Below are 15,252 nucleotides of genomic sequence, written 5' to 3'. Positions count from 1 at the left end.
ACAGATATAGGATTTTCTATTTTTAAGATACAGATGGTGTATGTTATACCTCTGTATGCTTGTTAATGCAGGGATCTGTATTGCTTGAAAGATAATATTTAAAACTGTATTGGAGACTGTGTTTAAAAAAACAGGAGGCAGTAGTATGACTCGCTATGAGGAGGTTGCTTGCATTTTACGGGAGCGAATTGAGCACGGTATTTACCGTGTGGGTGATCGCCTGCCTTCTATTCGAGCGGTATGTCAGGAGCTTGATGTTAGTATTTCGACCGCTCAGGAAGCCTACCGGCAACTAATGGATGTAGCGCTGATCGAATCACGGCCGAAATCGGGCTACTTCGTACTTCCAAGCCGGGTGCCTTCGGTGCTGCCTTCTGTCTCTCGTCCTGCGCAATGCCCACTAGATGTATCCCAATGGGATCAGGTATTAGAGCTGGTCGCTACACAGCGTGACGATAGTCGGCTTCTGCTCGGGCGTGGTGTGCCGAACTTAGCCTACGAAACGCTTAAGCCGCTGTCGAAAATACTGGCGGGGGTGCATCGAAAGAATGATCTGAATGGTTTTAACTATGACAAGCTAAACGGTAGCCCCGAGTTACGTCAGCAGGTAGCGCGGTTGGCCATTGCGTCCGGTTGTTTGCTGCACCCGGACGACATCATGATCACCACCGGCTGTCAGGAAGCGTTATCGATAGCGCTGCGCACCCTCACTCAACCTGGCGACGTGGTGGCCGTAGACTCGCCCAGCTTTTACGGCACCATGCAGATCCTAAAAGCCAACGGCCTAAAAGCGTTGGAAATTCCCACTGATCCGCAAACGGGCATTAGTTTGGAAGCGTTGGAAATGGCGCTGGAGCAGTGGTCGATCCGTGCTATACAGGTCACTCCGACGTATAACAATCCGCTGGGCTACACCATGAGCGAGGCGCGCAAAAAGGCGCTGTTTCAACTCGCCCAACGCTTCGACGTGGCCATTATTGAAGACGATATCTACGGTGACTTGGCCTTTACTCTGCCGAGGCCGCGCACGATCAAATCCTTCGATGACGATGGGCGGGTGTTGTTGTGCAGCGGTTTTTCCAAAACGGTGGGGCCTGGGCTGCGGGTGGGCTGGCTGGCGCCGGGGTGTTACCGAGACAAGGCGCTGCATATGAAGTATGTCTCTACCGGTGCCTCGGCCACATTGCCGCAGTTGGCGGTGGCGGAGGTTGTTGCCAAAGGCCACTACGAGCGTCACCTGCGCTATGTTACTCGCCAGTATCAGCGCCAACGGGACATCATGATCAACTGGGTGCAGCGCTATTTTCCAGAAGGTGCGGGCATCAGTTATCCACAAGGCAGTTTTTTGCTATGGGTGGAATTACCTGCCGCCGTGGACTGCGTACGTCTTAATGAACGCTTAGCCAAGTGCGCCATCCATGTGGCTCCTGGCTCGCTATTTTCAGCCTCGGGCAAGTTTCGTCAGTGTTTGCGACTTAACTACGCATTTACGCTAACACCGGCCATTGAAGATGCCGTGCGTACCGTGGGAGAGCTTGCCACCGAGATGATGGAAGAAGCCCAGCGGTCTGATGAAGTAGCGCTAAAGTGAGCATTGTTTGCTAAAGCCGAGTTAAAACGCTTCCTGAGCGGTGCGCCAAACGCACATGCCGACGAAGTAAACGGATGCAATGCTCCACCCCCATAGTGCCCAGGCTGCGTGCTCGGGACTGGAAAGTATCAGTGACGTTGCACATGCACACCATACCAGCGTGACGGCGATGTTGAGTGGCATGAACTGACGTACACGAAACGGGTGAAGGAATTTCATCTTAGACACGGTGAGAAAAGCTAGAAAAACGATAGCGGCAAAGGTGACAAAAGGCGGGAGGTTGAGGATATAGAAATAGGCGGCAGCGATGTTCCAAGCGGCAGGGAAGCCAACGAAATAATTATCCTGGCTTTTCATATCGACATTGCAGAAACAGAACATCGATGACAGCAGAATAATAAATACTGACAGAAGTTCGAAATTGGGCGGCAACTCAATAAAGAAGTAGATAAACAGAGCGGGAATAAACGCCCAGGTTAGATAATCGATGACCATATCAAGCGTCGAGCCATCAAAGTGGGGCAGGATAGTTTTTACTTCATACTTGCGCGCCAGGGTGCCATCGAAACCATCGACCATCATCGCAGCACCTAGCCAAAGGAGGCAGGCAACTGGGTTGTTGTCGATCAGTGAGAGCAGCGCCATCGTGCCGAGCAGTACGCCACTGGCCGTAAAGACGTGCACGCTCCATGCCTTGTATATCGAAGCGCGGGATTCTGTGTGCGAAGAGAGCGATTGAACCACGTTGACCCCATTGGGAACGTGTTGTCCCCGTGCTGTTCGGTGTATTGATAAGTGTGTAAAAATCATACCCTACTACAAGAAGACACCCAGCGAATACGCAGGCGAGTCATCTGGCGCGCTCGTTTGCTAGTGATCCAAGAAGTATAGTGCCTTGCGCCTTTGTTGTTACACGGGCCTCTGAAATTGCTGCCGCGCTTGTTCCACCTGCTCACGAGAGATGCATGTTAGCGAGTGATCATTGAGTAGCCCCATGGCCTGCATAAACGCAAACGCGGTGGTAGGGCCAACGAATTTCCAGCCGCGCTTTTTCAACTCTTTAGCAAGTGCGATGGATTCAGGTGAGGTGGTTTGGGATTGTGGTAGTGCTAATTCGGTAGGTTCATAGCGCCAGAAGAACGCAGCTAGCGAACCTTCCTGCGCGACCATTTCCAGTGCCCGCTGAGCATTATTAATCACCGCTTCGATTTTTCCGCGATGGCGAATAATGCCTGCGTCCTGGAGCAAGCGCTGAACATCCTCTTCGCCAAAGCGGGCAACGTGATGGAAGTCGAAATAATGGAAGGCAGCGCGAAAGTTCTCGCGCTTGTTGAGAATGGTGCGCCAGCTCAAGCCTGACTGAAAACTTTCCAGGCAGAGCTTTCAAATAGCCGCTGGTCGTCCGCCACTGGAAATCCCCACTCGTTGTCATGATAGGGCAGAAACTCTGGCGCACCGCCGCACCACTGGCAGCGGGGATGTCCATCGGGGGCGATAAAGTCGGTCATTGAGCGCTCCTTAGCGTGTATTCCTTAGCATAAGCTTAACCATGTGCGGCTAAGCCAAGTACCTGCTTTTATAAGTTCGCTCTCCGTTGAACCTGCATAGCCGAGAACTAAACCAGGGCGCTTATTCTCACCAAGGTAATAGCGGGAAAGCGGAGAAAGCGTAATACCTGCTTCATTAGCACGTCTTACGAGTATCTCTTCTTTTTCAAAATTATCGAGCTCAGCCAGTAAGTGCATGCCTGCATGGCCATCAGAAAGCCGGAGCCCTTTGGCCACCGCGGGCGCTAACGCAGTACGCAGGCAGGCTTGGCGTTGGCGATAAGCAGCCCGCATACGAGCGATGTGACGAGTAAAGTGGCCGTTGGCAATAAGTTCAGCAAGCGCTGATTGTATGGGGTAGTTACCTTCGCGGTGCAGTCGCGCCTGGGCGCGCTTAAAGTCTTCGGCAAGCGTATTGGGTAATACCAGATAGCCTAAGCGCAAGCCGGGGTAAAGCACTTTACTAAAGGTGCCCACATAAATCACCGACGCCTGTTCGGCGAGTCCTTGTAGAGAGGGAGTAGGCGGCGTGTCGTACCGAAATTCACTGTCGTAATCATCTTCTATGATCCAACTGCCAGTACGAGAAGCATACTCTAGCAATGCTAGTCGGCGCGGTATTGGCATGGTAACGCCACTGGGATATTGGTGAGAAGGTGTCACATAGATTAGCCGGGGTGCGGGGGTGCCCGCAGGCGCTAGTGAAGGGGTTAGTCCTTCTTTATCTACGGGTATGAGCGTTGTCGTTAAGCCTGAGGCGAGGAAGCATGCCTGCGCACCGCGGTAACCAGGTTCTTCCATCCAAACCGAATCACCGTTATCGGTGAGTAGCTGGGTAGTTAGCTCAAATGCCTGCTGTGCTCCTTGGGTAATCACAATCTGTTCTGGCTGGCAGCGCACCGCTCGAGAGAGCCTTAGATAGTCACAGAGAGCAGCTTTAAGCTCAGGCAGCCCGCCGCTGGCTTGATAATCCATCCATGATGTCTCTGCGTGATAATAGTGGCGACGCAAAAGGCGTTGCCATAGTTCGCGGGGAAACAGGTCGAGTGCCGGGACGCCAGGTGCAAACGCTCGATGGCCGTGGCTTAACGCTCCACTTAGCATTAATAGTATGTTGCCTCGGTTTGAATAGCGAGCAGGCACAGGAGGGGGACGTTCGGTTCTGTTTAATCGTGTGGGTAGTTTTGCTACATAGAGCCCCGCTCCCTGGCGAGCGATCAGTAATCCTTCCGCCAGCAGCCGATCCATAGCGGCCAGCACCGTATTGCGACTAATACCTAAAGCGCGGGATAAATAGCGGGAAGAGGGAAGCGCATCACCGGCCGTCAGTTCGCCATGTTGAATCCATTCTTTAAGCGAGCGGTAGAGCTGTTGAACCAGCGTGGCTGCTTCATTCGCTGTTAGCCTTATCGCTAGTGCCTCCGTAATCCAATCGCTAGCAGCGTTACGTCGTTTCACTGGTTCCCTCAATTTAGCGATAAGTGGCTCTTTGTTATAGACCACTATAGCGGCAAGCTGAGTTTGTTCACCATCTTAATGGAGTAGTTGCAATGATTAATATTCGTTCAGCGGTACTGGCTGACTTAGAGGCACTTAGTGGATTACTCGACGGCTATCGGCAGTTCTATAATCAGCCAAGTGATATCGGTGCGGCGCGTGATTTCTTGCGTCAGCGCTTTGGGCAGGCGGACTCTCGTATATTAGTTAGTGAAAATAGTGACGGTAACCTCACTGGTTTCGTGCAACTTTATCCTGGAGTTTCCACGGTGGGCTTGAATGCCCGTTGGACGCTAAATGATCTTTTTGTGTTGCCGGAGTGTCGTGATAAGGGGACGGGGAGGGCGTTGATGGAAGCCGTCACCCAGCTGGCTCGTGAGCATGGTGTCGCGCGCTTGATACTCATGACTCAGGTAGAGAACGAGCGTGCCCAACAGCTATATGAATCATTAGGCTGGCAGCGCAACACAGCGTTTTATGGGTATTTGCTGGATATCAAATAACGGAAATGATGACTAATGAGCAGTCATCTTCTGAAGTAAGTGCCTGCACAAAATTAAGCGGGCACTGATCATAGGCAACCACTGATTTAATGGGGCTTGAATCCTCGCAAACTTATGCATAAGCACTTATTAGCACTCATATATCGACGAAGCGTGCCGAGCCCGGCGTTTAGCCGGACTCAAACGACAGAGACCTAATTGCAATATAGGTTTAATTGCAGCTGCAACATAGGCTTAAGCGTTGCTTAGTTTGCGCGCTCGGTGCAGGTTTTCCATTGTATTCAGACACGCTTGGGCGGCCTCTTTCCCTTTAGTAACAAAGTGCTGGGTGTAGAAGTCGTGGTGAGTGCTGTGCTCATGGAAATGGTGTGGTGTTAAGACGACCGAGATAATCGGTACTTGCGTATCTAACTGCACGCGCATTAAGCCATCAATGACCGCATGGGCAACAAAGTCGTGGCGATAAATGCCGCCGTCTACCACAAAGCCTGCCCCGACAATGGCGCCATAGCGGCCACTTTCGGCGAGTACCTTTGCCTGGAGGGGGATTTCGTAAGCACCCGACACCGTGAAGATGTCCACTTGCTCGGCGTTAAGACCGCAACGTTCTACTTCAGTGATAAACGCTTCATAAGCTTTCTCAACGATATCCTGATGCCAGTGGCCTTGAATAAAGGCAATGCGCTGAGCCGTGGTGTGGGTTGAAAGCGTTAGCGGGAATGTCTGATTCATGGTCATTCTCTTGGATAAGTTGTACCAGAATCAGGGCATGCGGAACCGGTCGTCAGGCAACCGCAAAAGGTGGCTGAAGCCACTTTTTAAGTTGCGTGTCTAAGGTGCCGTTCTCTTTCATCCGGACTATCACCGTCGGCTTCGGCTTTTCACCGAATCTGCTGACCTCAAGAAATAAAAAAATCACCTTGAGCGCTCGCGGGCTTAGATGACAAAAATTTATTCAGTCATCATCACCGCCGGTGGGGACTTTCACCCCGCCCTGAGAACTTTGCTGACTATCAGCCCGGCTATATTACGCTTTTTCTAAATACCAAGCCACGGGGGCGTGGTGATCTTAGCGGGGGCGCGCTGCATGATGATCTCGCCGTGGCGAACAGAAAGTAGCACCTCGCCCTGGGTGCGCAGCACGCTGTAGTCATCTTCACCTTCTAGCAGGTTGAAACTAGCGGGTTTGCCGACCTCTATGCCGTAACGCGCTTCAATATTGAGTGTGCGAGCGCTGTTGTCAGTGATAAGCGACAGCGCCTGGCTGAAATCCTGATAGCCCATCATCTGGCAGATATGCAGGCCAAAATCGAGCGTTCGTAGTAGCTTGCCATTACCTAAGGAATACCAGGGGTCGAAGATGGAGTCCTCGGCAAAGCAGACATTAATGCCCGCTGCGTTTAACTCCTTCACTCGGGTAACGCCGCGCCGTTTTGGGTAAGTATCAAAGCGCCCCTGCAGGTGAATGCTTTCAGTGGGGCAGGAGACAAAGTTGATGCCCGATCGCTTGAGCAGCAGAAACAACTTGGAGCAGTAAGCGTTATCGTAGGAGTGCATTGCCGTAGTGTGGCTAGCGGTCACGCGGGTACCTAAGTCGTTAAACAACGCTTCGCAGGCCAGCACTTCAAGAAAGCGCGAGTTAGGGTCATCGATTTCATCACAGTGCACATCCACCAAGCGGTCATACTTGATCGCTAGCTCTATCACTCGCTTCATGGAAGCGACACCTAGCTCTCGGGTGTATTCAAAGTGGGGAATGCCGCCGACAACGTCCGCACCGATCTCCAGTGCCTCTTCCATCAGGCGGTCGCCGCCGGGGTAGGAGAGAAGACCATCCTGCGGAAAAGCGACCACTTGTATATCGATTTTATCTTTCAGTTCATCGCGCAAGGCACATAGGGTTTTAATGCCAATCAGGCTTGGGTCGCTGGTATCAGCGTGTGTGCGCACAAACTGGACGCCGTTGCCTATCAACAGATTCAGGGTTTTAAGCGCGCGCTCGCGAATATCCGCTTCGGTGAGCATGGGCTTACGCTCACCCCAGCGCTCGATGCCTTCAAACAGCGTGCCGCTTTGGTTCCAACTTGGCTCGCCTGCCGTTAACGCGGCATCCAAGTGTATATGCGGCTCAATGAACGGCGCGCAAAGCAGCTTGCCGCCCGCATCAATGTGCCCTTCTCCCACCGTTTGCGGTGCGTCTTGAGCGGTGATCGCTGTGAACATGCCGTTCTCAACCTCAAGCCGGTAAAGCTCAGGGCGCTGGCGTAGGCGGGCGTTAATGATCTGCATGTGCATAGGTAAGCTCTCTCTCATCAAGTGAATGGAAATTTTCTAGTGATGGAAGCAACCTGCATGCCAAGCTTATCTTCTCAAAGCGTTTAGAGTGCGCTCTCCACTAATAATCCCCGCATTAACGTTTCGATCATGCTCTCGTACTCGTCTGCTAATGAAAATTGCTGCGGGTCTTGTAGCCAGTCAAAGCAAATGCCGATTAAAAAGCTATGAAACTGAAGACGAGCACTCGCAGGGCTAAGGCCCTGGCGTAATTGGCCGCTTAACTTAACCTGCTCGAATAGCTGTTCTACTCGCGCTTTTGAATGCTCTGACAGCTGAGTAATCATGCTGATACGCGGGTGGTCATCTTCTAACTTTTCGCAGCGATGTAGCACGATGGTCGCGGCGCGTTGCAGGGGTAAGTTATAGCAGATAGCGCTGAGCGCGCTGTGGGCGATCCCTTGCAAACACTGGGTGGGCGAGTGGCCTAAACGGAGCACTGCATCATCGACAATTTCATCAAGCGGCACGCGAACACGTTCTAGTAGGGCATCGAATACCGCGGCTTTATCCTCAAAATGCCAGTAAATCGCACCGCGGGTCACGCCAGCCGCTGCGGCAATATGAGCCAAGGTGGTGCGCGACACGCCCTGAGTGAGAAACTGAGTTTCTGCAGCATCAAGAATGGCCTCGCGGGTGCGTTCAGCCTCAGCTTTGCGGCGTGACATAGCAGCTCCTAACAAAAAAGTGCCCATATATTGGCATTACTGAATGGCAAAGTCGCCAGTAGGCTATTAGTATACACGTTCACTGACATTCATGAATGTCAGTGAAATTCTGATAACTGCGTATTAATAACACCGCCGAGGAGTCTGCTGTGCGTAACACTGTGATTCGATTGCTTCCAGCACTGCTGGCCATGCTGCTGGTAGCAGGTGATGCCTATGCTGAAAGCCAGAATGAACATCCTCCCCGGCCGGTGAAGTTAATCGCACTTGAAGCGTCTGGCTCCGCACTGAAGCGCCAGTTCCCGGCGCGAGTTGAAGCCACCACGCGCAGCAACCTGTCGTTTCGCATGGCGGGTGAGCTTTTAGAACTTAATGTGAGCCCAGGCCAGCGGGTAACGGAAGGCACATTAATCGCTCGTATTGATGATCGTAATGTGCGCAGTGAATTGGATAGTGCCCGTTCGCGGTTAGAGCTGGCGCGGGCAACTCACGAGCGCATGCGCTACACCTTGGAGCGCGGTGCGATCAGCCAGGCGCGGTTTGATGAGTCGGAGGCCGAGTTGCGTGCCGCTCGGGCGACCTTTGAACAGGCCGAAGAGCAGCTGGGAAATACTCAGCTGCGCGCCCCTTACGATGGCGTGATTGCCCAGGTGCCGGTAGACAACCGTCAGATTGTTCAGGTGCAGGAGACCGTGGCGGTGATTCAGCAGCCAGGGCAGCTTGATGTGGTCTTTCATTTACCGCAGCAAATCGTTCAGCAGATACCGCGCAATGATGAGGTGACACCATTTGAAACGGCGATGGCCTTTGAAGTCCGGTTTGGCAATAGCGAAAAACCTTACCTTGCCCAACTAGCTTCTTATACCACTCAGGCCAGCGCCCAAAGCCTTGCCTATGAGGTAACACTTCGGTTGCCGCAGCCCGACGATATCACGCTGCTCGATGGTATGAGTGCCACCGTGCGGCTTGATCTAGGCCAACTGTTACCAGCGTCCGAACGTCTTGTCTGGCGTTTGCCGCCCGATGCGATTGGCTACCTCGGTGAGAACTCAGAGCAGGCGGTAGTGTGGCGTTTTCAGGCACCTGACCGTCTAGAGGCGGTACCGGTCGAGGTGGGGCGTTTAACCTCTAAGGGGTTGGAAGTGAGTGGCGAACTAGCCGCGAATGATCGTGTGGTGGCAGCGGGAGCCCATCGTGTCAGCGCCGATATGCGTGTAACTCCGTGGGAAAAGGAACAGGGGCTATAAGATGGTTGATTACTTCTTACGCCACCGGGCCGCGAGCTATTTAATGACCGTGGTACTGCTTATTGGTGGATCGCTCGCTTTCACCAGCATGGGGCAGCTGGAGTTTCCTGAATTCACCATTCGTAATGCACTGGTCACCACCCAGTATCCTGGTGCTACGCCAGAAGAGGTAGAGCAGGAAGTCACTTCGACGCTAGAAGAAGCCATTCAAGAAATGCCTTCGATTAAACGCATCAGCTCAGTAAGTTCTGATGGGTTTTCTCAAATCACCGTCGAGCTGCAAAGCACGGTGCAAAACGATGAGCTTCAGCAGCTATGGGATTCACTACGCCGTAAAGTGGGCGATGCTCAGGCCGCTTTGCCGCCAGGCGCTAGTCAGTCACGGGGTAACGATGATTTTGGCGATGTGTTCGGTCTGATGATTAACCTGACTGGTGACGGCTACGCCATGCCGGACTTAAAAGGCCATGCCGAGTTTCTTAAGCGTGAGCTTGCTTTGGTCGATGGTGTTGAAAAGGTGTCGCTGGCGGGCGTAAGACAAGAGCGCATTTTCATTGAGGTCGACCGTGAGCGGCTGCGCGCGCTGAACATCCCGTTAAGTTCACTCCAGCAACTGCTTGACACTCAAAATGCGGTGGTGGACTCGGGGCACTTGAAACAGGGAGGCCAGCGTTTCCGAGTAACGCCTTCGGGTAGTTCTGCCAACATTGATGACTTACGCGCGTTAATCGTTAGTGAAGGTAACGGCGAGTTGGTGAGGCTGAGTGATATCGCGGAGGGTTCCCGTGGCTTAACCGAGCAACCACAGCAGCTTTACCGCGATATGGGGCGGCCAGCTATTTCCCTGGGCATCTCATTTGAAAGCGGCGTTAACGTGGTCGAAGTAGGAGAGCGCCTTGAGCAGCGGCTAGACGAACTAGAAGCACGCACACCGTTGGGGATGGAACTCAACGTGGTCTATGACCAGCCGAGTGTGGTGGACGATGCTGTATCTGGTTTCCTAATCAGCCTGATTCAGGCGGTTGCCATTGTGATAGTGGTGCTAATGCTGTTTATGGGCTGGCGCAGCGGCCTGCTGATGGGCTTTATTCTGCTGATTACCATTATTGGCACCTTTATGCTGATGCGCATCCACGGCTTGCAGTTGGAAAAGATCTCGCTGGGGGCACTGATAATAGCGTTGGGCATGTTGGTCGATAACGCCATTGTGGTCACTGAAGGCATGCTGGTTGGCCTAAAGCGTGGCCAAAGTATTCGTGAGTCGGCGCATCAGGTGGTTAAACAAAATGCCTGGCCGCTGCTGGCAGCAACGTTGATTGCGGTTGCCGCCTTTGCTCCAATTGGGTTGTCGCCGGATACCACCGGTGAATTTATCGGCTCGCTGTTCTATGTGTTGCTGTATTCATTGCTGCTAAGTTGGCTGACAGCGCTGACGCTCACGCCTTTCTATTTCAAACTGCTGTTTCGCAATGTAGCCCCCAGCAGCGGAGACGAAGATCCGTATAACGGCGTGGTGTACCGCGTATTTAGCCGCGTGATTGTGGCGGGTATCCGGCTGCGTTGGCTAACACTTGGTCTGGTGATAGCCATTCTGGCAGGCGCAGTTGTTGGCTTTGGCTCGGTCAAAAATGCCTTTTTTCCGGCCTCCAATACGCCCATCTTCTTTGTCGATTACCGCACGCCAGAAGGCACCGATATTCTGGAAACCCAGCGGCGGGTGGCTGAGTTGGAAGAGGTGGTCATGGACATGGAAGGCGTCCGCCACCTCACCACCGTTGTAGGCGGCGGTGCCCAGCGCTTTACCCTGACCTATGCGCCGGAAGACCGCTACGCCAGCTATGCACAGCTAATTATTGAAACTGATGACAAAGCCGCGCAGCAAGCGCACATGGCGGATGTCGAAGCGGTACTACAGCGAGATCACAGCGATATCGACTATAAAATTGCCCCGCTGGAAGTCGGCCCTGCTCCGAAAGCTAAGATCGAAGCAAGGCTATACGGCAGCGATCCCGCCGTATTACGCCAACTAGGTGATCAGGTCGCGGCGCTGTTTAGTGATACGTCCAATATGGTCAGTGTACGTACCAACTGGCGTAACCGTGTTCAGGCCGTAGTGCCTATTTTTGCCGAAGACACGGCACGACGCCTGGGCGTCACACGTGAAAATCTGGCGGCCACACTGGCGCTGAGTACCAGTGGTAGCCAGGTGGGCATCTACCGTGACGGCAGCGACCTGATCCCGATCGTTGCCAGAGCGATACCTGAGCAGCGCAACGATATCGACAACATAGGGTCGCTAAACGTATGGAGCGCCGAACAGGGGCGTTACATCACCGCGGATCAAGTGATGCGCGATGTGACGACCCAGGTAGCAGATCCACTAATCATGCGCCGCGACCGAGAGCGCATGCTGGCGGTGTATGGTGAACCAGACCCGCTCAGTGGTGTGACGGCGGCTAGCGTATTGGCCCAGGTTCGGCCCCAGGTAGAGGCGCTGGAATTGCCGCCCGGTTATCGGCTTGAGTGGGGCGGTGAATTTGAGACCGCCGGTGAAGCCCAGAGCGGCTTATTTGCGTCGCTGCCACTTGGGTTGGTGATGATGTTCATTATCACGGTGGTGTTGTTTAATAACTTCCGTCAGCCGTTGGCGATCTGGTTTTTGGTGCCGCTGACCATTGTCGGGGTAGTCGCTGCGCTACTGTTAACGGGGATGCCCTTCTCGTTTATGGCGCTGCTGGGCACGCTGAGTTTGATTGGGATGGTGATTAAAAATGCCATTGTTCTGGTGGAAGAAATCAATGTTCAACTGCCACTACACAAAGATCGCTATCACGCCGTTGTGCGCGCTGCCATTAGCCGTGTTCGGCCCGTTTCCATGGCTGCGCTGACCACCATGCTGGGGCTTATCCCGCTGATTAGTGATGCATTCTTCGCCAGCATGGCGGGCGCGCTGATTGGTGGGCTCGGTGTCGCCACGCTGCTCACCCTAATCGTACTGCCGGTGATCTATTGCGTGCTTTACCAGATCAAGATTCATAAGGACTAAGAGAGCATTTGTCGTCCTCCAACGAAGACATAATGTACGACCGCCCTCACTAAAGAGGGCGGTGCCATTACTAACATTGAAGCGTGGTGAATGTTTCAAGAAGCGACGCGGAAGGGGTTGCGTGGGTCGTTGTCCCAGGCTAGGAACGGTTTCCCCGTTTCTTGGGGCACCATGGTGATGCAGTTTTCCACTGGACAGGTAATTTGGCATAAGTTGCAGCCAACGCACTCGTCTTCAATTACCTCGTAACGGCGTGCGCCGTCTTGCTCGGTGAGCTTGGCAATCGATTGGTGGGAGGTGTCCTCGCAAGCGATATAACAGCGGCCGCACTCAATGCACAGGTCCTGATCAATCTTCGCAATGGTTTTGAAGTTGATGTCCAGGTGCTTCCAGTCAGTGGTTTGTGGCACGGCTTTGCGAGAGAACGATTCAATGGAGTCGTAGCCTTTTTCTGCCATCCAGCGTGAAAGACCATCCTTCATCTCTTCCACAATGCGAAAGCCGTTGAGCATTGCAGCGGTACATACCTGCACGCTACCTGCGCCCAGAGCAACGAACTCTGCAGCGTCCCGCCAGTTGGAAATTCCCCCGATGCCAGACAGTGGTAGTTCGGCCGTGGCTGGGTCGCGGGCGATTTCCGCCACCATATTCAGTGCGATAGGTTTTACGGCGCTGCCGCAGTAGCCGCCGTGGGTGCTTTGATGGCCTACCGTGGGTTTTGCGACCATATTGTCCAGGTCGATGCTAGTGATGGAGTTGATGGTGTTAATCAGCGATACCGCATCGGCGCCACCCCGTAGTGCCGCTTGGGCACCTACCCGAATGTCGGTGATATTGGGTGTGAGTTTTACAATCACCGGTTTGGAATAGTGCTTCTTACACCAGTAAGCGACTTTTTCGATGAGGTCGGGGTTTTGGCCGACTGCCGCCCCCATGCCGCGTTCCGGCATGCCATGGGGACAGCCCAGGTTTAGCTCAATGCCATCTGCGCCAGTTGCTTCCACCAGTGGCAAAATATGTGCCCAGGCTTCTTCGTTACAGGGCACCATAATGGAGACAATCAGTGCACGGTCGGGCCAATCTTTTTTCACCTGGGTGATTTCTTGAAGGTTGATCTCCAGCGAGCGGTCGGTAATGAGTTCGATATTGTTGAATCCAATCACCTCGCGGTTTTTACCATAGTGAGCGGAGTAACGTGAAGAGACATTCACCGCAGGTGGCTCTTCGCCAAGGGTTTTCCAGACGACGCCGCCCCAACCCGCTTCATAGGCCCGCACCACGTTATAGGCTTTATCGGTGGGTGGTGCGGAGGCTAGCCAGAAAGGATTTGGAGCTTTGATGCCAGCAAAGTTCACCGACAGGTCAACGCCGTTCACCACGCTGTCACCGCTGTTTTTCTTGCCCGGTGGTGTGAAAGGAAGTGTATTCATGCGGCCTCCTGCTTAGCGGCAAGCGCTTGGTGAATGGCATGGGCAGCCAGTTTGCCGTGTTGAACGGCTTGAACGGTGAGATCTTGTCCAGGTTTCACGCAGTCGCCACCCGCGTAAACATTGGGCATTGAGGTGCGGAAGAACGCATCAACTTGGATACGTTCGCCGTCCCGGGCAAGCTCTCTGGCGGTTTCATCCGTCAGGCTAGCGCTATCAAAGCCTTGGCCAATCGCCTTGAAGATGGCATCGGCAGCAAGGTCGAATGTTTCTCCTGTGGGGGTTAACTGGCCAGCTTGGTCGTGGGTCTTGGCAAAACGCATACCGGCCACGCGCCCTTGGTCATCCAATAAAATTTCGTCTGGCTGGGCCCACGTCACCATGCGCACGCCGTTAGCTTTGGCAATTTCTTGCTCATGATCGGTAGCGGACATCGCCTCTGTGCCACGGCGGTAGACTAGCGTTACCTCTGTCGCGCCTAGGCGAGCCATTTGAGTCGCCATATCAATGGCGGTATTACCTGCACCGATCACAATGCAGCGCTTGGCGACAGGTAAGCTGCCAAGGTCTTTGGTTTGGCGCAGGGTTTTAATGTAGTCAACGGCTGGCATTAAGCCGGGAGCATTATCCCCAGTGAGCCCTAAGGCACGGCTGGCACCAAGACCTAAGCCAAGGAAAACGCTATCAAACTGCTGATGCAGCGTGGCAAGTTCTAAGTTATCGCCCAGACGCTGGCCGTGCTGGATATCAATGCCGCCGATTTCGAGTAAAAACTCCACTTCTTTACGTGCGAAATCATCGGTCATCTTATAGCGGGCGATACCGTACTCATTCAGTCCGCCTGGTTTTTGTTCGGCCTCGAAAATGGTCACCTGATGGCCCAGCATTGCCAAGCGGTGAGCACAAGAAAGGCCAGCGGGGCCCGCGCCTACCACGGCGATATGTCGGCCGCTGTTAGCCGCCCGCTTAAACGGGTGGCTTTCGAACTGCATATGGTCAGTAGCGTGGCGCTGCAACAGGCCAATTAATACGGGCTGGCACTCTGCATCATGGTTGCGTACACAGCTACGCTCGCAGAGGATTTCAGTTGGGCACACTCGGGCGCAACTGCCGCCAAGAATGTTGGCTTCCAGAATGGTTTCTGCTGCGCCATTAATGTTGTTTTCGCTGATTTGGCGAATAAAGCTTGGAATATCAATATCCGATGGGCACGCCTCAACGCAGGGGGCGTCGAAACAGTACAAGCAGCGCTGGCTTTCGATCATTGCTTGGCGGTGGGTTAACGGCGGATGAAGGTCGCTAAAATTGTTTGCCAGCGAGGGTGGGTCGTAGGTGCCGACCTCTTGTGCGCTGGGCAGGTGGTCAAGTGAGTGGTTCACGGTCATCTCTCCT

11 protein-coding genes, 1 pseudogene and 1 riboswitch are annotated in these 15,252 nt (G+C 53.6%); of the genes and pseudogenes, 4 read left to right on the top strand and 8 right to left on the bottom strand.

Going from position 1 to position 15,252, the window contains the following annotated elements; all coding sequences use genetic code 11:
- The first annotated feature begins 145 nt into the window (after nt 1-145).
- On the top strand, nt 146-1,591 hold the full coding sequence (locus REH51_RS06855) for an aminotransferase-like domain-containing protein (protein ID WP_498937310.1): 1,446 nt from the start codon (nt 146-148) through the stop codon (nt 1,589-1,591).
- 21 nt (nt 1,592-1,612) lie between these two features.
- On the opposite strand, the gene pcsA is transcribed toward REH51_RS06855, so the two are convergent.
- The 3 genes and pseudogenes from pcsA to pdxR all read right to left on the bottom strand — a co-directional run bounded on the left by pcsA (nt 1,613) and on the right by pdxR (nt 4,596).
- Nucleotides 1,613-2,293, bottom strand: a complete 681-nt coding sequence (gene pcsA, locus REH51_RS06850) for a phosphatidylcholine synthase (RefSeq protein ID WP_409559425.1) — start codon at nt 2,291-2,293, stop codon at nt 1,613-1,615.
- 207 nt (nt 2,294-2,500) lie between these two features.
- Nucleotides 2,501-3,099 (bottom strand): annotated as a pseudogene (locus tag REH51_RS06845) (DNA-3-methyladenine glycosylase I).
- A 24-nt stretch (nt 3,100-3,123) separates the two neighbouring features.
- Nucleotides 3,124-4,596, bottom strand: a complete 1,473-nt coding sequence (pdxR, locus tag REH51_RS06840) for a MocR-like pyridoxine biosynthesis transcription factor PdxR (protein ID WP_498937309.1) — start codon at nt 4,594-4,596, stop codon at nt 3,124-3,126.
- Nucleotides 4,597-4,688: 92 nt separating this feature from the next.
- Between pdxR and REH51_RS06835 the strand changes: the two genes are divergently transcribed.
- Nucleotides 4,689-5,138 (top strand): GNAT family N-acetyltransferase, encoded by a 450-nt coding sequence (locus REH51_RS06835; RefSeq protein ID WP_009722891.1) that lies wholly within the window; start codon nt 4,689-4,691, stop codon nt 5,136-5,138.
- Between the two features lie 234 nt (nt 5,139-5,372).
- On the opposite strand, the gene REH51_RS06830 is transcribed toward REH51_RS06835, so the two are convergent.
- The 3 genes from REH51_RS06830 to REH51_RS06820 form a co-directional block, all read right to left on the bottom strand.
- Nucleotides 5,373-5,870 carry a 6,7-dimethyl-8-ribityllumazine synthase gene (locus REH51_RS06830; RefSeq protein WP_009722890.1) on the bottom strand — a complete coding sequence of 166 codons (498 nt, stop codon included), beginning with the start codon at nt 5,868-5,870 and terminating at the stop codon, nt 5,373-5,375.
- Between the two features lie 105 nt (nt 5,871-5,975).
- Nucleotides 5,976-6,144: riboswitch (FMN riboswitch) on the bottom strand.
- A gap of 32 nt (nt 6,145-6,176) precedes the next feature.
- Nucleotides 6,177-7,433, bottom strand: coding sequence for a cytosine deaminase (gene codA, locus REH51_RS06825; RefSeq protein WP_498937307.1), 1,257 nt, complete (start codon nt 7,431-7,433; stop codon nt 6,177-6,179).
- 83 nt (nt 7,434-7,516) lie between these two features.
- Nucleotides 7,517-8,140 carry a TetR family transcriptional regulator gene (locus tag REH51_RS06820; RefSeq protein WP_009722888.1) on the bottom strand — a complete coding sequence of 208 codons (624 nt, stop codon included), beginning with the start codon at nt 8,138-8,140 and terminating at the stop codon, nt 7,517-7,519.
- A gap of 149 nt (nt 8,141-8,289) precedes the next feature.
- On the opposite strand from REH51_RS06820, the gene REH51_RS06815 reads away from it, so the two are divergent.
- Complete coding sequence (locus tag REH51_RS06815) at nt 8,290-9,387, top strand: efflux RND transporter periplasmic adaptor subunit (protein ID WP_009722887.1); 1,098 nt, start codon at nt 8,290-8,292, stop codon at nt 9,385-9,387.
- A 1-nt stretch (nt 9,388) separates the two neighbouring features.
- Nucleotides 9,389-12,433 (top strand): efflux RND transporter permease subunit, encoded by a 3,045-nt coding sequence (locus REH51_RS06810; protein ID WP_498937305.1) that lies wholly within the window; start codon nt 9,389-9,391, stop codon nt 12,431-12,433.
- A gap of 95 nt (nt 12,434-12,528) precedes the next feature.
- On the opposite strand, the gene preA is transcribed toward REH51_RS06810, so the two are convergent.
- Together preA and REH51_RS06800 are read right to left on the bottom strand one after the other, a co-directional pair.
- Nucleotides 12,529-13,863: an NAD-dependent dihydropyrimidine dehydrogenase subunit PreA gene (gene preA / locus REH51_RS06805; protein ID WP_009722885.1), complete on the bottom strand. Its 1,335-nt coding sequence runs from the start codon at nt 13,861-13,863 to the stop codon at nt 12,529-12,531.
- On the bottom strand, nt 13,860-15,245 hold the full coding sequence (locus REH51_RS06800; protein WP_009722884.1) for an NAD(P)-dependent oxidoreductase: 1,386 nt from the start codon (nt 15,243-15,245) through the stop codon (nt 13,860-13,862). Before REH51_RS06800 ends, preA begins: the two co-directional genes overlap by 4 nt.
- Between the last annotated feature and the right edge of the window lie 7 nt (nt 15,246-15,252).

The organism is Halomonas bluephagenesis (genome assembly GCF_054790765.1).
Note: the sequence above shows the minus strand (reverse complement) of the source record. Positions and strands in the feature narration are given on the sequence as shown.